Source organism: Ruegeria sp. AH3 (assembly GCF_056536265.1).
Genome location: NZ_JBQFJL010000002.1, coordinates 240,529 through 264,357, shown reverse-complemented (window position 1 = coordinate 264,357; position 23,829 = coordinate 240,529). Strand labels below are relative to the sequence as shown.

At 57.4% G+C, this 23,829-nt stretch carries 18 protein-coding genes; 8 read left to right on the top strand and 10 right to left on the bottom strand.

The window, feature by feature from the left end; all coding sequences use genetic code 11:
- Window positions 1-156: 156 nt before the first annotated feature.
- From ACR3EM_RS18795 to ACR3EM_RS18780, 4 genes are read left to right on the top strand one after another with little or no spacing between them, the layout of a single operon-like run.
- On the top strand, window positions 157-1,896 hold the full coding sequence (locus ACR3EM_RS18795) for a caspase family protein (RefSeq protein ID WP_480472165.1): 1,740 nt from the start codon (window positions 157-159) through the stop codon (window positions 1,894-1,896).
- A gap of 2 nt (window positions 1,897-1,898) precedes the next feature.
- Window positions 1,899-2,591, top strand: coding sequence for a formylglycine-generating enzyme family protein (locus ACR3EM_RS18790; protein WP_480472164.1), 693 nt, complete (start codon window positions 1,899-1,901; stop codon window positions 2,589-2,591).
- On the top strand, window positions 2,588-3,382 hold the full coding sequence (locus tag ACR3EM_RS18785; RefSeq protein ID WP_480472163.1) for a formylglycine-generating enzyme family protein: 795 nt from the start codon (window positions 2,588-2,590) through the stop codon (window positions 3,380-3,382). Before ACR3EM_RS18790 ends, ACR3EM_RS18785 begins: the two co-directional genes overlap by 4 nt.
- 4 nt (window positions 3,383-3,386) lie before the next feature.
- Entirely contained in the window at window positions 3,387-4,343 is a 957-nt protein-coding gene (locus tag ACR3EM_RS18780; RefSeq protein ID WP_480472162.1) for a UDP-glucuronic acid decarboxylase family protein, read from the top strand.
- 11 nt (window positions 4,344-4,354) lie between these two features.
- Here the strand turns inward: ACR3EM_RS18780 and ACR3EM_RS18775 are convergent, their stop codons facing one another.
- Window positions 4,355-5,071 carry an OmpA family protein gene (locus ACR3EM_RS18775; RefSeq protein WP_480472161.1) on the bottom strand — a complete coding sequence of 239 codons (717 nt, stop codon included), beginning with the start codon at window positions 5,069-5,071 and terminating at the stop codon, window positions 4,355-4,357.
- A 136-nt stretch (window positions 5,072-5,207) separates the two neighbouring features.
- Between ACR3EM_RS18775 and ACR3EM_RS18770 the strand changes: the two genes are divergently transcribed.
- The 4 genes from ACR3EM_RS18770 to ACR3EM_RS18755 all read left to right on the top strand — a co-directional run bounded on the left by ACR3EM_RS18770 (window position 5,208) and on the right by ACR3EM_RS18755 (window position 11,701).
- On the top strand, window positions 5,208-5,969 hold the full coding sequence (locus ACR3EM_RS18770; RefSeq protein ID WP_480472160.1) for a PP2C family protein-serine/threonine phosphatase: 762 nt from the start codon (window positions 5,208-5,210) through the stop codon (window positions 5,967-5,969).
- Window positions 5,969-6,859, top strand: coding sequence for a M15 family metallopeptidase (locus tag ACR3EM_RS18765; protein WP_480472159.1), 891 nt, complete (start codon window positions 5,969-5,971; stop codon window positions 6,857-6,859). Before ACR3EM_RS18770 ends, ACR3EM_RS18765 begins: the two co-directional genes overlap by 1 nt.
- 3 nt (window positions 6,860-6,862) lie before the next feature.
- On the top strand, window positions 6,863-9,313 hold the full coding sequence (locus ACR3EM_RS18760) for an ImcF-related family protein (protein ID WP_480472158.1): 2,451 nt from the start codon (window positions 6,863-6,865) through the stop codon (window positions 9,311-9,313).
- An 87-nt stretch (window positions 9,314-9,400) separates the two neighbouring features.
- Window positions 9,401-11,701, top strand: coding sequence for a type VI secretion system Vgr family protein (locus ACR3EM_RS18755; protein ID WP_480472157.1), 2,301 nt, complete (start codon window positions 9,401-9,403; stop codon window positions 11,699-11,701).
- Window positions 11,702-11,722: 21 nt separating this feature from the next.
- Here the strand turns inward: ACR3EM_RS18755 and tagF are convergent, their stop codons facing one another.
- Genes tagF through tssE form a run of 9 tightly spaced genes read right to left on the bottom strand, consistent with a single transcriptional unit; the run spans window position 11,723 to window position 23,820 of the window.
- Entirely contained in the window at window positions 11,723-12,193 is a 471-nt protein-coding gene (gene tagF / locus ACR3EM_RS18750; RefSeq protein ID WP_480472156.1) for a type VI secretion system-associated protein TagF, read from the bottom strand.
- A gap of 3 nt (window positions 12,194-12,196) precedes the next feature.
- Complete coding sequence (gene tssM, locus ACR3EM_RS18745) at window positions 12,197-15,727, bottom strand: type VI secretion system membrane subunit TssM (RefSeq protein WP_480472155.1); 3,531 nt, start codon at window positions 15,725-15,727, stop codon at window positions 12,197-12,199.
- A gap of 2 nt (window positions 15,728-15,729) precedes the next feature.
- Window positions 15,730-17,085, bottom strand: coding sequence for a type IVB secretion system protein IcmH/DotU (gene icmH / locus ACR3EM_RS18740; protein WP_480472154.1), 1,356 nt, complete (start codon window positions 17,083-17,085; stop codon window positions 15,730-15,732).
- Window positions 17,082-18,422 carry a type VI secretion system baseplate subunit TssK gene (gene tssK / locus ACR3EM_RS18735; RefSeq protein WP_480472153.1) on the bottom strand — a complete coding sequence of 447 codons (1,341 nt, stop codon included), beginning with the start codon at window positions 18,420-18,422 and terminating at the stop codon, window positions 17,082-17,084. The genes icmH and tssK overlap by 4 nt, the downstream gene beginning before the upstream one ends.
- Window positions 18,423-18,445: 23 nt before the next feature.
- Window positions 18,446-18,892 (bottom strand): type VI secretion system lipoprotein TssJ, encoded by a 447-nt coding sequence (gene tssJ, locus ACR3EM_RS18730; RefSeq protein ID WP_480472152.1) that lies wholly within the window; start codon window positions 18,890-18,892, stop codon window positions 18,446-18,448.
- Window positions 18,893-18,897: 5 nt separating this feature from the next.
- Window positions 18,898-20,211 (bottom strand): type VI secretion system-associated FHA domain protein TagH, encoded by a 1,314-nt coding sequence (gene tagH, locus ACR3EM_RS18725; protein ID WP_480472151.1) that lies wholly within the window; start codon window positions 20,209-20,211, stop codon window positions 18,898-18,900.
- Window positions 20,208-21,260 carry a type VI secretion system baseplate subunit TssG gene (tssG, locus tag ACR3EM_RS18720; protein ID WP_480472150.1) on the bottom strand — a complete coding sequence of 351 codons (1,053 nt, stop codon included), beginning with the start codon at window positions 21,258-21,260 and terminating at the stop codon, window positions 20,208-20,210. Before tssG ends, tagH begins: the two co-directional genes overlap by 4 nt.
- Entirely contained in the window at window positions 21,224-23,101 is a 1,878-nt protein-coding gene (gene tssF / locus ACR3EM_RS18715) for a type VI secretion system baseplate subunit TssF (protein WP_480472149.1), read from the bottom strand. Before tssF ends, tssG begins: the two co-directional genes overlap by 37 nt.
- The gene (gene tssE / locus ACR3EM_RS18710; protein WP_480472148.1) at window positions 23,101-23,820 is read right to left on the bottom strand and encodes a type VI secretion system baseplate subunit TssE; all 720 of its coding nucleotides are present in this window, start codon (window positions 23,818-23,820) and stop codon (window positions 23,101-23,103) included. The genes tssF and tssE overlap by 1 nt, the downstream gene beginning before the upstream one ends.
- Window positions 23,821-23,829 lie beyond the last annotated feature (9 nt).

The following is a 23,829-nucleotide window of genomic DNA, read 5'->3' as shown; positions in this document are numbered from 1 at the left end:
CTCTGAATGTGTTTAAATTCTAATATCTTTGTCGCTAAACCTACCGTTTTCGCGTATAAGGAACAAGCTACTTTAAGGCTTTACAGATGTTCGACTATTCGGTTCTGGATGGTGTGGCTTAGAATTTTAATAATCTCAACGCTTTTTTTTCAAGCGTTGACAGATGACGTATTTGCTCAGTCTGCCGGACCGGGGGCGGGCAAGCGGGTTGCGTTTGTCGTTGGCAACTCGGCCTATCAGGGCACTCTTGGCAAGCTGCGAAATCCAGTCAACGACGCCACAGATGTTGCCACCAAGCTTGAAGAGCTTGGGTTCGAGGTCATACTCGCCACCGATCTGAGCCTGCACGCTTTCCGGGCCTCACTGCTGAATTTCGCAACCGAGATTGAAGGCGCAGATACATCGTTGTTTTTCTATGCAGGACACGGTGTGCAGGTGAACAATGAGAACCACCTGATTCCGGTGGATGCCCAAATAAACCGCGACCGCAACCTGTCTGACGAGACGATTACAGTAAACCGCGTGGTTGGTTTGATGAACCAATTCACCGAAACATCGATTGTTCTGCTTGACGCCTGCAGGGACAATCCGCTGACCAGTGATATACCGATAGGCGGGCAAGTGGACGGGTTCGGGCGGGGCCTGGCACGGGTGAGGGCGGATGGGGGGTCGTACATTGCCTTTGCGACAGCACCGGGGAATGTCGCGTATGACGGCGAGGGGCGTAACAGCCCGTTTACCACGGCTTTGTTGAAGCACATCTCGACGCCTAACACTGATATTCGTCTGATGATGGCTGACGTGCGGCGCGATGTCTTTGCAGCTACGCAGCAACGGCAATTGCCGTGGGAGAATAACTCGTTAATCGGTCGTTTTTTCTTTGATGAAAACAGTACGCTGCAACGTCTGGACAGCAGCGCCCGCACCGAGGCTGAGGCGTGGCAGGCGATTGCCAGCACGAACCGGCGCGAGGATTACGCAGCTTTTCTGCAAGCCTTTCCTGACGGGAATTTCGCTTCGGTGGCGCGTCTGAAAATCACCGCGCTGGAACAATCCGAGGAACGCGCAAGCGCGGCGCAGTCGGGATTTGTCCGGGCGCGGGCGACCAATACCGAAGAAGAATGGAACAATTTCCTACAAACGTTCCCCGAGGGGATATTGGCCGATATTGCCCGCGAAGAACTGCAGGAATTGCAGGACGAGATCGAGCGCAACCGCATGACGCTTGAGGAAATCCACTGGCGCTCTATCGAAAACTCTCATGCGGCTTCGGATTTCCGCATGTTCCTGTCGCTCTATCCTCAAGGCGCGTTCTCCGACCTGGCGCAACAGCGCCTCGAAGCGACCCTGCGCGCCGAAGAGATCGTTGCCTCACTGGCTGACGGAGCCTTGCCCGAAGATGTCAGTGATGTTCGACTTGAGCGGGAAATCAAGCGCAAGGTGACGCAGATACCAGTGCAGTTCATTCAATACGGTTTGAATGCGCTGGGGCATCAGGTCTCTGATATCTCCGGCGTTCTTGATGCCCCGACGCGCCGGGCGGTACGCAATTATCAGGCCACCATCGGTGCCTCGCAAACGGGCCGTCTTACACCGCAACAGATCGTGGATCTCCTGCTATCGGCTGCGGCGCTGGGCGACAGTCATGCGTTGACGGCAACGGGGATCATGCTGACCGCGGGGCAGGGATTGCGCAAGAACGAGAAGATGGCACGCCTGTGGCTGGACCGGGCGGCAGATCAGGGCAATGGGCTGGCGATGGCCAATCTGGGCATCCTCTATCGCGATGGATTAGGGGGTGAGCGCGATCTGTCCAAAGCCCGATCCTTGCTGACCGTTGCCGTGACATTGGGTGTTGAAGGGGCCGAACCGGTTTTGCGGAGCCTTGGAAATTGAGAGTGTACGCGATCCTATTGATCGGGATCATGCCCGTTTTGGCTGACGCACAGCTTCTGTTGCCGACCCCTGAACTTCGTGTTGAAAAAGACTGCGATATCTGCCCTGAGATGGTGATCCTGCCGGACGGGTTGTATATGTCCCGCGCCCCGGTGATGGTTGAAGAATTCCGCGCTTATGTTCAGGAAACCGGCTACAAAAACGCTGGTTGGGGGTGCAAATGGAACTTTCCGGGTTTTGAACAGGGTCCGCGACACCCGGCGACTTGCATCACCTATGAGGGGGCCGAAACCTATGCCGATTGGCTCAGCGACAAGACTGGCAAGCCTTATCGACTGCCCACCGCCGAAGAGCTGACTTACGCGGTGATGGCGTCGGCAACGACAAACTATTGGTGGGGTCAGCAGATTGGGCGGGATCGCGCAACGTGTCTGGGGTGCGGTCGGGCGCTGGACGCCGTGGGGACAACCCCCGTGGACAGTTATGAGGCCAATCCCTTTAACCTGCTGGATGCCGTGGGTAATGTCTGGATCTGGACAAGTGATTGTGTGTCCGCTGCGTGCGAGGAACGGCTTCTGCTGAGCGGGGGCTGGTCAAGCCCGCCATCGGATCTGAGGATGACCAAAAGCATTTTCAACAGCGTAACGGTACCTTTCAATACCTATGGCATTCGTGTGGTGAGGGAGTTCGAATGACACATATAAGTTGGTTTTTCCACGTCCTGATTTTCTGTTTTGCCGGGGGCATTGCATGGGCGCAGAACGAGACAAGCTCGGGTAATGTCTTTCGCGATTGTGATAGCTGTCCCGAGATGATCTTGTTGGAAAATGGCTCTGCTATCGCCGCAACTTTGATCACCCGCGCACAATTTGCCGAGTTTGCTGCAGAAACCGAATTACCCGGCGATGAAAGCTGTTTTATCCGTATCGCCAAACGATGGAAGAACACACCCGGCAAAGGCTGGTCTGACCCGGGGTTTGAACAGGGGCCGGATCATCCTGCGGTTTGCATGAACTGGCTTGAGGCCACAGCATATACGGACTGGCTTAGCGAGAAGACTGGTCAGTATTACCGTTTGCCAACCTACGAAGAATCCGTAGCCGCCACGGCGGCGGGGGCGGAAACGGCCTTTTGGTGGGGTGATGATTTCGCCGAAATCTGTGACCGCGCGAACGCCGCAGATGCCAATTTCAAAGCTGCTTTTCCTGAAGATGGCCGGAAGTTTCTGACCTGCGACGACGGGTATACCTATACCTCTCCGGTCAGGGCCTTTCCGCCCAATCAACTGGGTCTCTATGATGCGGTAGGCAATGTCTGGCAATGGACCAACACCTGCTTCAAAGGCGACTGTTCAAATGCGGTTTTTCGTGGTGCCTCGTGGGTAGTGCCCGCTAAAAACCACTTCCGCAACGACGGGCAATGGGCCGACAGGATTATTCTGCGCAATTCGGCGGTAGGTTTCCGCGTCTTACGGGACGCGCAATAGCCGGATGCCGCATCTCAGAGACAGCACCAAGAAAATTCTGGTCACAGGCGGTGCCGGTTTCATTGGCTCGCGTCTTGTGGATCGGCTGCTGGCACAAGGCCACGATGTTCTGTGTGTCGACAATCTGTTCACCGGGTCCAAGCGCAATATCGCGCATCTGCATTCAAACCCGAATTTCGAGTTCATGCGCCATGACGTGACCTTGCCATTATATGTCGAAGTGGATGAGATCTATAATCTCGCCTGTCCTGCCTCGCCGGTACATTACAAACATGATCCGGTTCAAACCGTTAAGACATCGGTACATGGCGCGATCAATATGCTGGGTTTGGCCAAACGGTTGGATGCGCGAATTTTTCAGGCGTCAACGTCGGAGGTCTATGGTGATCCCGCGACGCCGGAGCAATCCGAAGATTATTGGGGGCATGTTAATCCGATCGGGCCGCGCTCTTGTTATGACGAAGGGAAGCGTTGTGCCGAAACTCTATTCTTCGACTATCATCGGCAGCATGGGTTAGACATAAAGGTCGCCCGGATTTTTAATACTTATGGCCCGAACATGCATCCTGCTGACGGACGGGTGGTTTCGAATTTCATCACGCGTGCATTAACCGGTAAACCGCTGATCATCTATGGTGATGGCAGCCATAGCCGTTCATTTTGCTATGTGGATGATCTTGTCGACGGCATTATGGCGCTAATGGGGACCGATGCTGGAGTGACCGGTCCGCTCAACCTGGGAAACAGGCAGGAGATCACGATATTACAGTTGGCTCAGCGGGTGTTGTCACTCACGGAATCGCCCTCGGGGATTGAGTTTCAGGACACTACACCAGATGACCCAAGACGTCGCCGACCGGATCTTACCCGCGCCAAGGCCGTGCTTGACTGGACCCCGCAGACTGATCTTGATGAAGGGCTACGGCGTACCATCGCGTATTTTCGGGGCAACTCCGGTTGAACTGCAAGCCGTCAACTCATGGCCTGGAATTCTACGCGGCGGTTTTCCTCGGCGCGCGGATTGCTGGAGTTGACCGGAAAACGTTCCCCCATCCCGACTGTTTCCAGACGCTGAGGTGCGATACCACATTCCTGTACCAGATGACGCGCGACTTCTTTCGCGCGCAGTACCGAAAGGCGCTGGTTATATTCATCCGAGCCGGATGTATCCGTGTGCCCAATGATGCGAAACAGGTCAATCGGGCTGGTCTTCATTGCGGTACACATAGCTGACAGCTTGGATTTCTGACTTTCATCCAGCGCAGCAGAATCGTACCCGAATTTGATATGCATATTGATCTGCAATTCGGTGTCGAGCTTGGCGTAGACCAGTGGCTTATTCGGATCGGTTGCACTGGTGACCTGAGTGGTATCCGGCGTTGACGTCGTGCCGGTTTCCTGTGTCGTGATTGCTGTTTCCGTCGTTGGCAGGGTTGCAGTTTGCGCCGAAGGTGAGATCTCAATGCTTTCGGGGCTTACCGCCTCGGCCTGAATATCCTCTACCGTGACCAACGAAACACCACGGGCATTCGAACTGCCGTCAAGCGAGCGGGTCAGCGGCCGGTTCTGAACCTCAATCTGCCGGTTGAAAATCTCATTGATTTCCTCCGGAGTCATCTCTTGGCCAAGCGCGGGCAGGGCCAGAACGGCAAGGCAGATTCCGCCGATACATCCTGAATAAAACCGCATTTGAATCACCTGAGAAAAAAGGATTTGTACGGTCCCGATACTAGGTTAATATCTACAAATATTCAATTCTGTCTTTTGTATTGGCTGCTTCTTCGGCCCTGTGTTGTGGGCTGCCGGACTTGGGTGAACGCTCGGTATGACAGTTCCGACGACCAAAATTCCACACCCGCCGCGCCGTGCGGCTTTATATGTCGCCGGGGCGGGGCTGACCCATACCGGCCGGGTGCGGTCTGACAATGAAGATGCTATCTTAACTGATCCAACCGGGGTTCTTTGGGCCGTGGCCGATGGGATGGGTGGATACGGGAACGGAGATGTAGCCTCAGACATAATCACGCGTCATTTGTCTGAAGTGGTTGATACGATGTCAGCAATACCTGCGCTGCGTAGTAGCCTTCAGGCGGCGAATACTGAAATTCAGTCAGTGGCGCGGTCCAAGGGAACACAACGCTTTGGTGCAACGGTGGTGGCGTTGATGTTTCAGAACGGTCACGCCAATATCGTTTGGGCGGGTGATTGTCGTGCATATCTGATGCGACAACGCTGCCTTAGGTTGCTGACACGTGATCACACGGTCGTTCAAACTATGGTCGATGAGGGGTTGCTGCGTGATGAAGACAGCGCCAGCCATCCTGACGCTCATGTTGTCACCCGCGCCGTCGGATATGAACCTGAGATTGAACTTGATGCGCTGTCCGTTCCGGTGGTGCCAGGTGATATTCTGATGCTGTGCAGCGACGGGCTGACGGCGTGTCTGGGTGATCATGACATCGCCGATTGCGCATTGAGGGCGACAGACCCCGAGGCCCTGTGCGCCGATCTTATAATCCATTGCCTTGAACGCGGTGCGCCGGACAATGTTTCGGTGGTATCGACCTTCGTGCAGGAAGCACGCTGATGCGACAAGGTACGCTGATCGGCCCGATCATCATTGCGATAGGTTTGATTGCCGCGGCGATTGCCTTTGCGGTGGTCGGAGCGGTCTTGCAGACCGCCGATGGCGGGACTGAGTTACGGCTGGATCGTGCCGAAGACAGGATTGAGACCCTGACCACCGAAATCAAAGCGCTGAGTCAGGCGTTGAATGAAGCTGAAACAGCCATTGAACGACAGGCGGAAGCGAATGCGCTTCTTGCGGCCCAGGTGCCCTCTGCCGCGACGACAAATCCCGTCGGCGATGCAGCACAGGGGTTAAGCCTTGATGTGACGCAAACCATGCCCGAGATCGCGGACCACATTCCCACTGAAGAGATGACCGAGGTCATGCAGTTGGCCAAGGCGCGTTTCAACAAGGGGATAACGCAACCGCGCAATTCCACGATGCTCAAGCTGTTGGGTCAGCCACGGCGCGACTATGGCACCAACTGTCAGGGTATCACCAACGCGGCGCTGAGCGCGCTCGTGGAAACAAGGCAGGTGGGTCCAATTCGTGTAACCCTGCTGCGTCCGGCGCTGGACTCGCTGGAGCGGATTTTTAACACCCTGCAAGCCACCGAACCTGATATCTATGCAGCGCTCGGGACGGCAGGTGGCCTGTGCGTACGGCTGATCCGGGGCTCCAGCAGTTCGATCTCCAATCACTCATTCGGCACGGCGATCGACATCAAGCTTCAAGGACAGCTGGATGGCTTTGGCGATGGTGGTACGCAGTTTGGTCTGTTGTTACTGGCCGAGTTGTTCAATGCCGAAGGCTGGTATTGGGGCGCGACCTATCGCCGTGAAGATTCGATGCATTTCGAAGTTGGCGAGGAAACGTTGCTGCGCTGGCGCGCAGAAGGTCAGCTGTAGCTGATGGTGCGCAGAGATGCTCAGCCAGCGTCGGGCAAGCAGGTCTTCGAGAAAGCTGCGGTTCCCATATTCGATTTGATTGACCGTATGGATGAAGAAGTGCGCGCTGGCGAATCTGCGTTGTTGGCGCGTGCAAAAGAGGCCCTGACCGTGTTCGCAGGTGCGTTGGAGCAAAGCGATGTTCCGCAGCCTGCGATTGCTCCGGCGCGATTGGGGCTCGCCATGCTGATCGATACGCGGGCCCGCGCGCAGAGCGCTTTGAAACTGACTACGTGGAGTGTTCTGGCGCAAAAGGCTTTGTTTGATGACCACCAAATGTCGCTGTCGCGTATACGCGAGTTTTCCCAAACCGCCCGCGATGCCGGGGCTGACTATGCTGGTCTTGCAGCGTTTCTGGACGATGTGGCGCTGCAAGTACAAACGGGTGGTCGCAGCCTGACAAGAAGCCGCTCGAATTGGGGCGTGTTTGCGGTGCTGAGTTTTCTGGTGTTTTTGCTGTCGCTGGCCGGATATGCGTGTTGGCTGGAGTATCGGTTCCACGCCAGAATTCTGGATCGGTTTGAACAGGATATTGGTGCGATTACGCTGGCACCTGATATGGCAAGGGCCGAGTTGACCAACTCACTGACACAGGTTTCCCAAGCGCGGGATCGGGTGGTTCGTGCAGCACAATATGCACCGTTGCGCCGGGTTGTTCGATTGCCACGCGTGGACAGCGAAACAGTCGCGGAAAACAGATACCGGTCTGACGTAGCCAAAGTTGGTCCCGCCACGCTGGCCACTGTACTGGAGGAGGTGCTGGCGACCGAAGGCGACAGCCTGAAACTTTACGACGCGCTTCGGGCTTTTGCTGTGCTCAGCGGTGATCTGCAATGGTCACCCGCCTATCTTGAAGGCTGGTTGGAGGATAACCAAGACGCCCATGGTTTACCCGGGTTTTCTCGTCATGTGATGGCGTTTCCAACCCCCGACGGTACGATACAGGCCACCGATGCGCAGATACAGGATCTGGCGCGTGGCTTTGCCAGCGAGACGTCCGAGGCGGATCGGGTGTGGCTGGAACTGTTGCGCGCTTCGCAGACCCGGGCTCTGCCGTCCTGGAATCCCGAGGCAAATATACCGGGTCTGTCCGACATCCTTGTACGCCGTTCCGGCGTTGCGTTGGATTCGGCTTTGCCGGGGTTGTTCACGCAGGACGGCTGGGCCTATGCGCGGGATTACGGCATTGGCGTCGCCGTACAGGATGCCCGCCGCATGGTTCCGGTGGTGTTGGGTCAGATGTCTGACCCGGTCAATCAAACCCCGGACGAGGTTCAGGCCCGATTGCATCGGGAAACGATTGCCGTGTGGACGGAGTGGTTGTCCGATCTGCGGGTGGAACCGTTCGATGACCCGGATCGGGCCATTCTGGTTTCAGGCGTATTGGCGCAACGCGCGAATCCGCTATCGCAGGTGCTGCGCGCAAGCTGGACGCAGATGGGAGGGCGGGACCAAAGCCGAAGCTTTGACCAAAAGGTCGAATTGGGCCGTGTTTTTGGTCCGGTGGTCCAATGGATGGATGAAGGCGGCATGGCAGAGCTCAGCCAGCTGTTTTCAACATTGAACGTGGCACTCAGCACGCGGCAGCGCGACGGAGAGAAAGGTACAGCGAAACTGGTTAGCGTGCAGGAACGTGCGCGGACGATCAACGTGCTGCAAACCGCCCCCCGGATCATTGTGCAGATTGCTGAAGATGTGCTGGCACAGGCCAACGCGGCAACCTCTCAGTCTGGCGCAGATCCACTGGTTCTACGCTGGCAACAAACCATCTATCCCGCCTGCCGCAGAGTGTTGCACAATCAGTACCCATTCGCAGACGGTGCGGACGCAGTTCCGTCCGAGGTTACTGCATTGATGGCCCCAAACGGCAGTCTGATGCAGTTCTACAGTGCTTATCTGGCCCAATTCCTCGATCAGTCCTCACGGCCATGGCGCTGGAAACCAGAAGCACGTTTTGCCGGGCTGGACCCAGATTCAGCCGCCTTTTTCGAACGTGCCGTCCTGTTGTCCGATGCGCTTTTTGATGCGCAGGGTCAGTTGCAGCTGCAGCTCGAGATGGCGGCATTGGCCGAACGCGGACGAATGGTTGTCGCAGTGGGGGGACAGGGCGCGCCGGTGCGTGCAACAGGTGAACCGGCGATATTGGCATGGCCGGGCCCGGCGCCGCTAATGGGGGCCAGTATCAGCTTCCGTGAGGGCACAGACAATGCAGAACTTAATGCCGCCGGATATTGGGGATTGTTGAGGCTTCTGGATCGGTTCCGGCTGCGGTTTCGCGACGAAGGTGCCCGGGTTCTGGTCGACATTCGCAGCGATGATGGACGCGCATTTGTGGAAATTGTGTTCCCGGATGCGGCGAACCCAGTTTCGGCGCGTAGCTTGATGCGTGGATTCTCATGCCCACCGGTTCTGTAAATTGCGCGCCGGGACTCTGCGGCGCGCCATGCCTGTGCTACATTAGCACGCAGATTTGAAAGAGATTTTCAGGAAGCGAGTGCAGTGATGTTTGACGAGCGGCATTTCCAGGCCAAGACCGAGCTAGTCGATACCCCCGACGACCCGGATGGGTTGCGCTTTGCCCGGATGACCGGCTTCGATGCCATCAGCACGTGTTTCAAATTCGAACTCACACTGCAGTCGTCCGATTTCAACGTTAGTTCGGACAAGTTGCTGGGAACTCCCGTTACGGTCCGGGCTGGGTTTGAAGAACACGAGCGCTATTTTCACGGTTTGGTCGATCAGTTTCGCTTTGCCGGTCTCAAAGAAGGGTGGGGCCTTTATGAGCTCACGCTCAGGCCTGCCTTGTGGTTTCTATCGAAAACCACAGATAATCGCATTTTTCAGGCCAAAAGCGTTGTCGAAATCATCGAAGAAATTCTGGGTGAGCAGGACAATCTGCTGTTCGAACTGCGTCTGAACGAAAGTTATGAGCCGCGCGACTATTGCGTTCAATATGGTGAAAGCGATCTGGATTTTATCCAGCGGCTGATGGAGCATGAAGGCATTTACTATTTTCATGAATTTGACGATGGAGAACACAAGCTGGTTCTGGTCGATGACATTGCCACCTTGATTGCCACCGATGGGATGACCGAGATCGAATTTGAAGGCGACAAGATTGATTTTGCGCAGGACCCGCAAGTCATCACGGATTGGGACAGAACTGATGCTGTCGTGCCGGGTGCCTATGTGCATACCGACTATGATTTCATCAAACCGTCCGCCGATCTGATGGCGCTGGACGAGCTGCCGGTCGGACATGAACAGGACGACAAGGAACGTTACAGCTATCCCGGTACCTATATGGACCATGGACGCGGCAAAGATCTGGCCACTGTCAGACTGCAAGAGGGCCTGTCCCCGGCACAAAGGATCACTGCTGTATCCACCGCACGAATGCCGTGGTCCGGTGCGCGCTTCAAGTTGGCGCTGTATCCGCGTGATGCCGAGAACGCGGAATACTGTATTCTGCGGGTCGATTATGACATGCAGGGCAAGGCCTATTCGTCGCTTCTGGGCGACAACGAACACCCCGGCTTCGAGGCCAGATATCTTCTGATGCCCGGCGACATCCAATACCGGCCACCCCAGGTAACTCCAAAATCTGTTATGCGTGGCCCGCAGACAGCTGTGGTTGTGGGCCCATCCGGAGAAGAGATTCACACAGATGAATACTCGCGCGTCAAGGTGCAGTTCCATTGGGATCGCGAGGGGGCGAATGACGAAAATTCCTCGTGCTGGGTGCGGGTGTCGTCTGTCTGGGCTGGGGCGGGCTGGGGCTTTATCCAGATCCCGCGCATCGGGCAGGAGGTCATCGTTGATTTTCTGGAAGGTGATCCGGATCAGCCGATTATCACCGGCCGCGTCTATAACGCAGAACAGATGCCGCCTTACGGGTTACCTGACAATGCGACGCAATCAGGTTGGAAGTCTAACTCGTCATTGGGCGGGGGCGGCTGGAATGAATTGCGTTTCGAAGACAAAAAGGGCTCGGAAGAGGTCTATTTCCAAGCCGAAAAAGATCACAATGAGTTGGTCAAGAATAATGAGACCCGCACCATCGGCAACGATTGGGTCGAGGATGTGGGCCATGACGGCACCCAATCCATCGGCAATGACCGCACTGAAAGTGTCGGCAACAACAAGTCTACATCGGTGGGTGTAAACCGCGATGTGATCATCGGCAGCCATGACACTGAAACAGTCGGCGCAACGCGTACGCTTACTGTCGGGGATACGGAATCGATCACCATCGGCTCCAGTTCCACGGAAACTATCGGTTTGAACCACACCCAGACCGTAGCGGCGCTGCAGACCGTAACAGTTGGTGCGGCGCGCACTGATACAGTAGGCGCAGCAGAAACCCGATCTGTCGGGGCGGTACAGACAAATACAATCGGTGCGAGCCGTTCAATGACCGTGGGGGCGCAACAGGATCACGAGATCGGTGCTGATGACAGTTGGAAAATCGGCGGTAACCAAAAGGTCGAAATCGCAGCAACGCAAGATGTCGAGATTGGTGCCGACGGGGCCTATAAGATTGCCGGTTCAAGGTCTGTTAATGTCTCCAAAGACTCGAAACACGTAATTGCTGAGATGATGGAGGTCGAGGTTGGCAAAGATCTGTCGATCAAGGCCGTCGACAGCATCACTTTGGTTTGTGGAGATGCCAAGCTGCAGATGAAAAAGGACGGAACGATTGTGCTGGATGGCAAAGATCTGTCGTTGAAGGCCAGCGGTAAGATCGTGGCCAAGGCCAGTGGCAACATGACATTGAAAGCCAGCAAGATCAGCCAGAACTGAGTTCGGCTATTGGGGGCTCACTCAAAAAAGATTGCCAAAGCAGTCTTCTGGTTTGACCGGCGGGTCTGAGGCCCAGGCCAGCGGTGGTGTCAGCGAGGAAGCCACGGCTGGAGGATCGGAAACGGGCTGCAGGGCTGCGTACAACGCATCCGGGTTAAATGCTGGGCTTTGTGACATGCAAAGCGCTGGGAAAACAGCGGCGGCCCAGTTTTCAACCCCTGCCTGATCGGCAGACTCCACAGGACAACACGCCGCCAGAGGAAAGTGCCGCCCGACGGCATCTTGGCTGGGCAATATCGCCAGAGCCAGCATATGCTCCGGCCCCTGTATCAAAGCGTGCAGGGCCGTCTCAGGCCAGATTTCGGGCCGACGGGCCGGTTCGGCCAGATGCAGGGTCAGCCATCTATCCAGCAAAGGCCGGATATGTGGTCTCAACCCGCGTGCGACGAAATCGCCGGATGCTGGCATTTTGCCAAAGAAGCCAGTACCCATCGATCAGAACCCGCTGGGGCAATCAAAGCCGGAAAACATTTCCAGATTAAAGGGGTTGTCCACGGAATTGGCGCGGAGATCGAAATCGGCTTTGTAATTGGCCGCCGAAAGGCTAAGGCGGAACACTTCGGGCAGTGTTGTGGGCGAAAGGCGCCCGGCCCGGATCAGTCGCAAAAACGCCCAGGACCCGGTCTGCGAGGTGATGACCTCGGTCGAGCCATCCACAGGCGCGAAACTCATCGTGATCATATTTGTCCCATCCGGTCCCGGCCATGTCATCGGCACTGGCCGCGCGGCTGCGTTGAAGTAGCTGAGCGTTTGACCATCCAGATTCAACGTGATCCTGCTTGCGTTGGCTGAAAGGTCCCTGGGCTCCAGCGCAAAGGACATCACCGGACCCGCGCCACCGGGAAACAGGGCCTGACGCATGGCGCGCGCGTTCTGGAAAGGGAACAGCGACGCCGGGTCCAGCCCCAGATCATTGCGCCAGCTCCAGGGCCGGGTGGTGGTATCGATATAAGGGGCAAGGTGGTTTTCGGTGAAACTGTCGACCAAGCCACCAGGCCCGAATAGTCGCGCGAAATCGGCCGTATTCACATCAATCGAACTGGATGGATCAAACGGGTATCGCCCCCGCGTTGCCGAAACACAAAACGGCATCACATCCGCCCGCCATTGTGCGTTGAGACCAGCGACGATTGCGTCGCGCGTGAATTCGATGGTGTCGCCCGCAATTCCGCGTACCCAATCATTGATCGGCGGGGGCAGGAACTGCGCCTCGTCGGCAATCGCACCAGTCAGCACCGGCAATCCGCCGCGCGCCAGCAACTCCGCCTGGGGGTTCGCCCCGGCAGATACTGTCTGAAGCTCATTATACAGCGCGGTCAGCGCTACGGTTGTGTCGCCGATAAGCGGTGGTTGTCCTTCGACCTCTTCCACAACGCTGCGAACCGGTTTGAAGTGATCGGCGACCGGTGCACCGGGGAGGGCCGCTGTCGCGCCCCCGCCGGACCCGACGATTTTAGAACCCTTTTTCGCAAGCTTTCCGACTTTACCGAGTTTTTTGGTGGCGGCCTTGAGCAACCCTTTGGGTGGTCCGCCGCTATCGGTATTTTCAACGCGTGTGAGATGGGTCTGGGCCACCACTTCCAGCAGTAGCCGCTTGAGCGCGCTGTCATCCGACGACAGATCCTTGAGATTGACCCGTGCCGTGTTCAGATCGGTGATCGGGGCCAGCCGGATGTCGCGTAGGAAGCTGTCCCACTGGGCCACGTAGTCATCGTAATATAGCTTGAGAATATCCGTCTCGAGCAATGTCGTTGTGGTATCCGAGCTTTCGGCGCACCCCCCTTCGAACACGGCGCGATCCAGAATGGCCTGCGCAGCCACTTCGGGCACGGCGGGCAGCACCGTCTTGTGGAACCCCTCATAGGTAAAGGCACCGGGGAGGCCCACCCGCAGAGTTTTCTCGGACAGCCGTGTCAAAACACGTGTCCCGTTGGGTCCGGTATGTTCAGCGGGTATCCAGTCCTCCAGTCCCGAAACCTGCGGCTGCCGCATCAAGGACCGATAGGCACGGATCGCAAGCGGTATGGTGCAGATGCTTTCCAGGGCGGTATTCACCAGGGCCGGATCGGGCGCGATACGGTCCTCCTCATTGGCCATCCGGGCAATGGCAGCCAATTGGTGATCAACGGCATCTTGCGTCGGAAATACATCAATCGGGGCGTATTCGGGCAGATCAATCTGCCACCATTCCGCGATGAAATCGGCGTCATAGGCCGCCAATCCGGTCATCATCTGGTAGGTTTTCAAGGCGCTAAGCAGGAAGTCCGGATCACGTGAATGGCGCCACATGGTGGCCTCAAGTGTTGCAACCATGCGTGGTTCGAGAATATTGCGCAGCGTGTGATCGTAGGCCAGGGTTTGCGCCTGATCCAGCTCAGCTTTGGCGGTGGGGCCGAATATGGTCATTAAACCAGCTTGCACAGCGCTGTCGGAATTGATGGTTTCGGAGGCCGCATCCAGCGCCAGATCGAGATCCAGCGGATCGGTCGGAGCTTGGCGGGCAGCAACATTGGCCAGCCGCGCATTCAGCTTAGACAATTGCCGCTCCTGATCCGTCAATCCACCGGAGTAACGGAGATACGAGAATGTAAACATCAGCACGGCCACCACCGTGGCAAGTGTTGCCGCAGCCAATGTCCCGCGGAATATCCAACGCCGGCGATCTTCGGCACGTGGATCAAAGGTGCCCAGACCGGCCTCCTTGAACACAACCTCGGTTAACAGATTGCGCAGGAAGAACGATCGTTTTTCCCCCATCGCCCGAGGTTTGGGCGGTGCAACCGGCAAGCCCAAAGACTGGCTCATACCAGAGATCATCTGATCTATGGGCGAACCTTCCTGAGTGGCTGAAGTTAGATAGAATCCCCGCAGCCAGGGGCTGTCTTCATAGCGGCTTTCCCCGAAGACGGCATCGATCAGTTGCTTGATCGGACCGCTCAACTGGTCCAGTTGACTGGGAAAGCGGAAGGCTGCGCCACGCTGGTCCAGCGGTAAATCCGATGCCATGCGCCCGACTAGGCGGTGTTCGAGTTCGGATTGCAGGGCACGGGTTTCGCGATCTATCGTAACCCCATCTACCCGGACATCTGTGGGTAGGGTAGCACCCCAAACCTGCTCGCGCTCACGGGTCGACAGATCGGCAAAGAAGGGCTCGAACCCAGGGATCAGATCCGCTTTGGTGATCATCAGATAAACAGGAAGTTGCAGACTCAGCTCATCCTGCAGTTCGATCAGACGCTTGCGCAGCTCTCGCCCGTGTTCACGGATCGAGGCGTCGGACCCGGCAAGTTCCTGAACCGACAAGGTCAGGATCACACCGTTCAGCGCGCGCCGACCGCGGTGTTTGCTCAGCAGTTTGAGAAAACCTTTCCATTCGGCGGCATCGACCTCGGCGTCGCTTTGCTGTTGTACATAGCGGCCTGCAGTGTCGACCAGCACGGCCTCTTCGGTGAAAAACCAATCGCAGTTTCGAGTGCCACCAACGCCTTTGAGGTCGTCTGACAGGTCAATTGGGAAATGCAGACCGGAATTACGCAGGGCTGCGGTTTTGCCAGTGCCGGGCGGGCCGATGAACAGATACCAGGGCATGTCGCGCAGGAATTTACGCCCCCCCAGTTTCGATCGTTTCATCTGATCCATGATTTCGGCGAATTTGGCGTTGACCTCAGCAACATTTTCCTCGCCGGGCGCGCTGGGCTCTTCGGGCGGGGCGGCGGCCAGTTCGGCGACAAACATGCGATTGGCACGCGCTGCCCTGATCTGCTTGTAAAGCAACCGCAGCAGCCACAGAATCCAGATCACGCCAATGGTAATTGTGCGTGACAGATCACTTTCCAGAGGCGCTGTTTCGCCGAATTTCAGCAATCCTCCAAACAGCCAGATCAGTACCGATAACAGGCTGAGACCGATGATAGTCCACAAAAGGCGGGAGAAGAGAAAGCCGAAGATTGCTTTGACAACACCCATCCCTAAACCCTCTTTTGAACGATGATTTCGACCCGGCGATTCCGGGCACGGCCTTCTTTGGTACCGTTGTCAGCAATCGGTTCCGCCGCAGCGCGCCCCTCGACCGAGATCAGATCGGTCGGAACGCCTGCTGCGATCAGGAGTTCTGCGATTCTTTTGGCACGAGCTTCGGACAGGCCTTGATTGGATTGGAATGGGTTGGTGCGTTGCACCGGAATGCTGTCCGTGTGGCCGACGATACGCAGTTTGCCAATGATGTCCTGATTATCCACGATTACGCTGGCGATCGATTGAACCAAAGTCGTGTATTGCGGGTTCAGATCTGCCTTGGCAGAGCGGAAGACTTCGGGGTTGGTTGCCTGCAGGACCACAATCGCCAGCGAGACGTCCTCGCGCCCGGACAGGGCGGATACGGTGTCAGGTGGGGCGGCCTGCGCAAACAATGGCAACAATTCAATGATCAGCGGCTCGGGTATCGGGCTGGGTTCCTTGACGGTTTCAATGATGGGTCGGAAAATGGCGGCCCGTTCAGGCGGGGGGAGCACTTCGGCCAGCGCATAGAGCTGTTCGCCCTTGTTTGACAGACGAACGCCAAGTCCCACATAGACCAGTGCCATGAACGCGATGACGATCAGGCCAATCGCCCAGAGCGGCACAATGAATCCCGGATTATCATGTTCGGCGACAACCCCTTGCCAATGGGGTGAAATGGCTTTGTCTTCGGCGTCAGAGTCCGTCAGTGCGCGCGCCAGCTGAGCCCGCAGTTGTGTCAGCGTGGCTTCGCCGCTTGAACCCGTCAGCCGGTGTTTGCCACGAAACCCAAGGGACAGGCACAAGAACGCCAGCTCGGCCAGATGTGGATCACGCTCGGGGAAACGCAGCAAGTCGTCGGTCAAGTCAAAGAACCGCTCCCCTGCATCGACATTGCCATAGAGTTCAGCCACCAACGGCATCCTTGGCCAACCAGACCCACCGCCCCATGGCGTGTTGAGCGCAATGTCATCCAGCAGGGCGGCGACAAACCAAGCGCCCTTGTCGGCTTGCCCCAATGTCAGCCCCGAAGAGACAGCGCTGTCGCGGGCATATGTCAGATTGTCCAGTAAACGGGCGCGCAGAACCTCGGGGTTTTCAGGGGCCGAGGCGGTTTCAAGCTCTGGCGCGAGCCCAAGCAGCGGCGAAAACGCATTGACTAGTGGATTGTCCGAAGCTCTGGCGTCCCGCAATCGCGCATCGGAAACTGGAACCGTCGAATGTGAGTGACCATGTTGTGACGCCGTTGCTTCGCGCTTTTTCGACACAGGTCGAATGCGCGTGCGGCCAGCATCTTGGCCCAGTCCGAATGGATCATCTTTCGTCATGGTTTGCGGCTCACGGCGTAGCAGTCAATGTCAGGGTCGCGGTCCAGCTTTCCCGCCACCCCAAGAACAAAACCCGGCGCGTCCGCGAGGGCCGCCCAATGTTCCGAGTTGCGATCAAGTTCCAGACACAGCCTGTCTCCGTCATAGGGGATTTCACGAGGCTGCGAATGAAGAGGTTTTAGCGGAATACCCGGCAGTTTCGATTTCCACAGATCGTCGAAATCATCTGCGGCACCGACAGTGGCCTGATTGATAAAGATCTTACGCATCATCTCTTCGGACATCTCGCTGCCGACCCGGATTACGATACGGTTGCTTTCGATGATACCGGGATTGTCGATGCGCACGGTCCAGATGTTGTCTGCATGCCGTTTGACGGCCAATGCACGGGATTTCGGCTCGACATGCTGAAGCGAGAGTACCAGTGAACGTAGCGTGTCGGTCAGTGCATCGAAGGCGGGTTGCGGATCCGTGTGATCATACAACGGGAACTCGGCCAGCCTGCGTGAAGATGAGCCGAAAGTTGCCATCTGTCCTGCCAGCCCGGAAAGCTCCATGAACAGATCCGAGGGGTGTAGATTGTTCTGCGCCAGAATGTGTGCCATCCGCGGTCGTGCTGCATTGGCCAGTTGCAGTATCAGCAGGTTTTCCATTGATGCGCCCGTGCCGCCCAGAACCATTTTGCCATGGGCATCTGCAATCCGATCAAGACCGGTGACCAGTTCTTTCAGAAAACTGGCATATCCGGATTGCGCTCCGAGTGTGAGAGCAGGCGCAAGAAATCCAGAAGCCAGAGTCACTGCACCGTTGGAATCCAACCCGTTGATGCGCGCGATTGGCAAGGAGGTGTAGCCTGCGGTGTCATCACCGGGCAACAATAGCCGCGGTGCAAGACGTGCCACTTCTATTTCGGTGGGATCGGCCCCGCCGCGTATGGCGTCGCGCACGGTTATGATCTCACCGCGATAGCGGGTGCCGGATGGGTCCGCATGGCTGGGGTCAATCTGTGCGGCGTCGGCCCGTTCCAGCGGCACTGCCAATTGTACCAACCCGGCTTCGGTGTCCGCGCTTACCTGAGCTGGCGGCACCGCCGCTGTGCTGCCGGGTACTGAAAATATCGTACCATCAGGCAGGATACCATCTGCCGTTTCGATACCGATAAGCCCTGCCTCAAGCGCGTTGCGGTCCAGCGTCAGACTTCCGAAGCCCCAGTTTTGCAAAGGCACGGCACGGATTGCGCGCCGGGTCAGCCATTCATTATGGCGATCCTGCTGTTGCAAATGTTGTGTACGCAGGAACAGCCCTTCGGACCAGACCACCTTGTTGCTATCGGTCATGCGCAGTCGGCTCCTTTTACGGTTCAGGCGTCTTGAAGTTGCAGACCCGAGGGTCCGGCAGACAGGATCACACCGGCATTCTTGCCGGGTGCGGGCGTTTTGGCGCGGAATTGCTTGCCCGTCGGGTCGCGGAAGGCAGCTACGAACCCAACGACGGTTGTTTCCGGCTGCATGGTCAGGGTTTTGGTTGCCACATTGCCCGGGGTCAGCACGATCTGTTCGGCCTTGAGCAGCTCACTGCCCAGGGCCGCGGACGGGTCCTGAAGGGCGAAGAAATCCGCGCTGTCAAAAGCACCGCTGCCAGACATCTGAAGCAGGAAGATGGTCAAGGGTCGGTCCTGCCCGTCCACACCGGGGTTCGCACCGGGTTGCCCCTGTGCCGACACTGTCAGAGTACCTGGCTTCTTACAGGCGGAAATGGTCAGGGTGGCGGCGATGCCGCCGATGAATAAACGTCGGTTCAGGCTCATCTCTGCTAACTCCCTTTTGTTTCGTATGCATCGCGAAAATCCGCGCCGACCTCGCCAAGAAAGCGCTCTTCTGCAGATTTGGCGATGTCTCGGTATCGTTCCTGATAAAGCTGCCACATCTTGGCGGAACGCCCGCCTGCCACGATCTGTTCCAGAAAACCGGTATCCTCCAGTTCCCTCTCAACCTCCTCCGGGTCGAACCGGTCGATCATCCGGCGCAGCGCTGCCTGCAGGGCTTTCCAAGTGCGGATCTGGTGATCGGCAAGGTCACGATAGGCATCAGTTACAGCCCGATCGCCGGGCAGGTAGGTGGCGTCTCGATTGCGTATGATAGAAAGCAGCGCTTCGTCCGTGCTGGCCAGAAACTTCAGCGGATTAACGTCTGAATTCGCAATGATGGTCTGGGCTACGCGGATCTTCTGCTTTTCCTGTGCCCGGGTGCGCAGCAAGAACATCAACCCTTCAACGCTTTCGCGCAGGCGCGCGCCGATCGCCTCAATCTCTTCTGCTGTGGCGTGTTTAGCTTCTTCTTCCGAAAGCCCCAAACCCCGAAACAGAGCTGTGCGCAGATCGGCGTCTTCGGTTGCCAAAGGCGTCTGGGGCCGAACCGGCTCTGTCGGTTTATATGCAGGTTCGGGGGCAATCCTTACGGATGGCGCAGGATCTGTCGCATCTGCTGCCTGACCCGGCAGAGGATCTTCGTGTGTCTCGGTGGGCGTGTCGTCGAAATATCGGCTCGCCGAAAACGAAGTCTCCTGCGGGGTGGCAGATTGCCTGCTGAGGTCAAGCTCAAACGGATCGCGCTGATCCAGCGGGCGGGGCGGAGGGGCCGGTTCATTCGGCTCGGTCCATTTGTCCCACTCGTCGGATGTGCTTCTGGTACCAAATGGGTCGGGCAACTCCTTGGGTCTTTCCTTTGGTGCAGCATCCGGCATCTCGGGTGTTCCGAAATCGAATAAGCTGTCGCCGGCTGGTTGTGGCGAGGTGACTTCGTCCGTCTTAGCGTCGTGCAGATCGACGCGAATGACAAAATCGCCAAGGCGCAGGCGCATATGATGTTCCAGTCGGAGGCTGTTGCCCGTGCCCAATGGTTCCGACGATCCGTCAATGAACAGCCCGCCCGAGCTGGCATCCAGAACCGCAAGCTCACCGCTCTCATCGGTCAGAATGAGGTGTTTGCGCGAAATGAACATATCAGGGTCATCCAGCCGCCAGTCGCAATCCTCACCTCTCCCGATCAACATCTGGCCACCCAAATAGGTTTTCTGCGTTTCGCTTTGCGCATGTGGGGCGCTTTCGAGGGTCAGGGTTACACTCATGCGGCCACCTTGTTGTCAGGGGTGGCACTCCAGTTTTTTGTGATACTGGGCACGCAAAGGTCGTCAGCATCCTGATCCGGCAGCGGGTTGAGCCAGATCGTACGCCCCAATTGGCATGCGCCCAGCCGGGCATCCGGTACTTCGTCGGCGCGCAGGACAAGGCGCAGGTTGAATTCGATCTCGCGCCCGGCCGCAAACACCACGGCATGGCACAGTCGCTCCCAAAGATCTGGGTTTTCCAGAAATGCAGCGAACTGGTCAAAGCTCAACGGGCCTACACGTAGCTCGGCTCGTGACAGGCGGTCAAAGCTGCGCGCACCCACGACCGCCTCAGTCCCCAGACCTGAATGAGCCTGGCCCAAGCGGGTTTGCAGCGCTTCGGGCAGATCGATCCAGACACCGACAAATTCTTCAAGCGCAACCGGCGCATCCACGACAGACTCGATAAAGGCGGTCAAACGTTCGGGACTGTGACGATCCTGAACCAGCGATGTTGCGTGCCGCAACTTGGCATCGTTCAGTTTTCTGTCGTCGGATAGGGTGCCGGGCAGGCCAAGCCCCGCTAGGGCTCGCAGCATGGCAGTTACTCGCCCGCCATCGTCATGGACCATGTGAATTTCCGGGCGGGCGTCGGCCCAGGCGCGCCAGTAGAACGCCAGCATTCGGTGCTGAAGCATGTTGACGAGGTCCAGAAAGGACGTGTCTGCCAGTGCGCCCGCGTTGTCGCCAGCGAACCAGCGGTTCGACAAGCGCTCGCGTACCCAGCGGGTCAGGTGTAGCGGCATCGGGCCTTCAGGACCCAACAGGCCCAGGACGTTGACGGAAACCTGTGGAAGGCCGCCTTCGCGAAGGGTCAGGCTGGCGACATCTTGTGTGGCAAATCCTTGCCTTGGTGATTGACCCAGTCGGGCAGGTTCGTTCATGGGCCCGCCAGAGCGGCCAAACCTTTGCCCATCAGTTTCCAGCAGTGCCAGCATCTGGAAGAAATCCATCTCGGTGATGCTTTGTTCTGCTAGATCGGGCTGCGCGCGCCGGGCGTCATCGGCCATGCTACCTCCTGTTGTTGCTGCGTCAGATGCGTGCGGGTCCGGATGAATGAGTTTATGCCGACATGGCGGGCGAACAGGTGCGACAGCAAAGCTGACAGAAGCAGCGAACTGTGACCCGACAGAACGGTCTCGTCTATTTCCAGCGTGATCTCGACTCCGTGGCCAAAGCAGATAGGTCCAGGGCGCTGGATCCGCTCAATCACGGGCCAGGATTGTACGCGCGTCAGCGAGCGGCCGTGGCGTTCCAGCGTTGGATCGCCCCGATCGGCATATAGCATCAGCAATGCGCGCAAAGGTTCACTGTCGCGCCCTTCGGCTGCCAACGAGATGTGGTTCAGGCTGAGTTGTGCGATCCAGCGCCAGGTCAGATCGTCCATCTTGCGCTCAGACCCGGACCCCGATGGGAGGGCCGAGCGCAGCGATGGGCGCGGCCGTTTGAAGGCGCTTAGCAGATCGACCTTGCCCACCGGATCACCGGTTTCCAATGTCAGCACCGGGGTGTCATCAAGGATCGGCAGATCGCGGTTTGTGCAGAGGGCCCGGATATCCAGCCGTTTGAGGGCCCCACTGCTGTTCATGCCAGCGGGGTGGGTCACCGAGATGAACAGATCGTCACCGGTATAGCTGGTCCGGGTTTGCCCACGTCTGATTTCATCTTCGCCCGGTCGGCGCGGTCGGCGTTCGACCGAGTAGACATAGCCGGAATCCGAGCGCTGTTCGACGGAAAATATCGGGGTGACACGCGCCTGCGGCCCGTTGGTTTCGGCATCTTCAACACGAAGCAGGCGATAGACCTCGTAATCCCGGGGGCGCGTGCGGTCAGCATGAATGATGTGTGCCGATTTCTGCGGATCTAGCTGAACCAGATTGCATTCCCGTTCGAACAGATTGACCAGCGGAGTGGCAAAAAGTTGAAAATCCTTCAACTTCACATCGTTGAGCGCGGGTTGTTCCTTGTCCAGCAAGATCACCAATTCGATGCTGGTGCCCGTGCAAGTTGCCACTGCGTTAAACAGGCCCGACAGCCGTGCATAATGGAACCGCTCCGGCATCAGGAAGTATTCCCGCAGCAATCGATAGCCTTCGAAGGCGTGGCGAACTTTGGGGGTCAGTGCCTCATCGTCCGAGATACCGACCATGGTCGGTGCCGCCGCGGGCTGAAATCGTGCGTTGCGTTCGGCTGGGCGTACCACCATACGATGCCCGAATCCAAACACCGCATCAAAAATTGCACCTGCTCTGCTGCTGGTTCCGAAGTAGATATCCAGACTGTCCAAGCTCAGATCGGACATTAGCCCAGGGCCGGTGCGTGTCAGTTCGATCCGCAAGCCCGCCTGGGGCTGCGATCCGGCCTGATCCCCGATCCCTGCCTCTCGCAGGGAGCCCGGGTCCTGCAGGTATTCCACCTTGGAGATTTTGACGGGCCACAGGTGCACCGCTTGTGCGGTTGTGAATGTTGAACGTGTGGTCAGCCCGTCGCGTAAGCCAGATACCAATCTTGTGCCCCGGACAACCTCGTGCCCGCCCACCATGCTGTCGATCTGCGGGCCGGGGGCCAGACGCGCCATGGACATGGCCGGACTGGGGCCGGCCAGATCGGGATACAGAGTGTCCAGCAGGTTGCGTACATAGCGGCTGGCCTCACCATCTACCTTTAATCGGGTACGAGCGCCCAGAAATGCGACGCCTTCGAGCAGGCGTTCAACATAGGGATCGGGGCAAGGTGTGCTTTCAATCGAAAGGTTGCGTGCCACATTCGGATGAATTGCAGCAAACTCTCCGGCCAATTCGCGGATATGGGTCAGTTCCTCTTCGTAATATGCCAGGAACGCGCGATCCATCAGAGCTCTACCAACGTTGTTGCGGCTTCTCCGTTGTCGAGGTCGATCGCTGTGGACAAGCGCAGCCGTTCTGGCACCGGAGACAGCAAAAGAACGCCGTCGATGGTGATCCGCATACCAGTCTTGTCATTGAAATCGACCTTTACTCGAACGGTGTTTTTCTTCAGCCGTGGCTCATAGATGTGCAGGACCTGCCTGATCTCACGCTCTAAAGCGTCTTTGTCAAAATCGGATCCGCGACGCCCCGAGAATGATGGCACACCATAGTTCAGCACCGAGCTTCGGACCTGCGGAAAATCCGTCAGTTCTTCGGCGGTGGTCTGTGTGGTCATCTGTTCCAGTTCGGTCAGCAGAAAATCGGCCTCCATCCGTTCGATGTTGAACAGCATCTCGATATCACGACGCACCGCTTCGCGCAGAGTGTCGGCATCAACCACAATGCCGCTGTCTTCCAACCTTTGACGCTGGTGCATCTTGGCAACGTAGACGTGCAGTTTCTGTCGCTGTTCGTCGCCAAGGTCTACTAGCTGCTCAACCGCGCGCGCACCGCCCAAAACGACCTGCTCCAAGTCGACATTGCGTCCCAGCTCTTTGCTAAGTTCCAGGCGCATACTGTCGGTTTCAGCCAGAACACCCGGCAATTCATCGACCAGCCGGTCCCACAGGGACGGCTGGACGCGTTCTTGACGGGCAGACAGCCCAGACCTTTGGTTTGACATAAGTTCAGT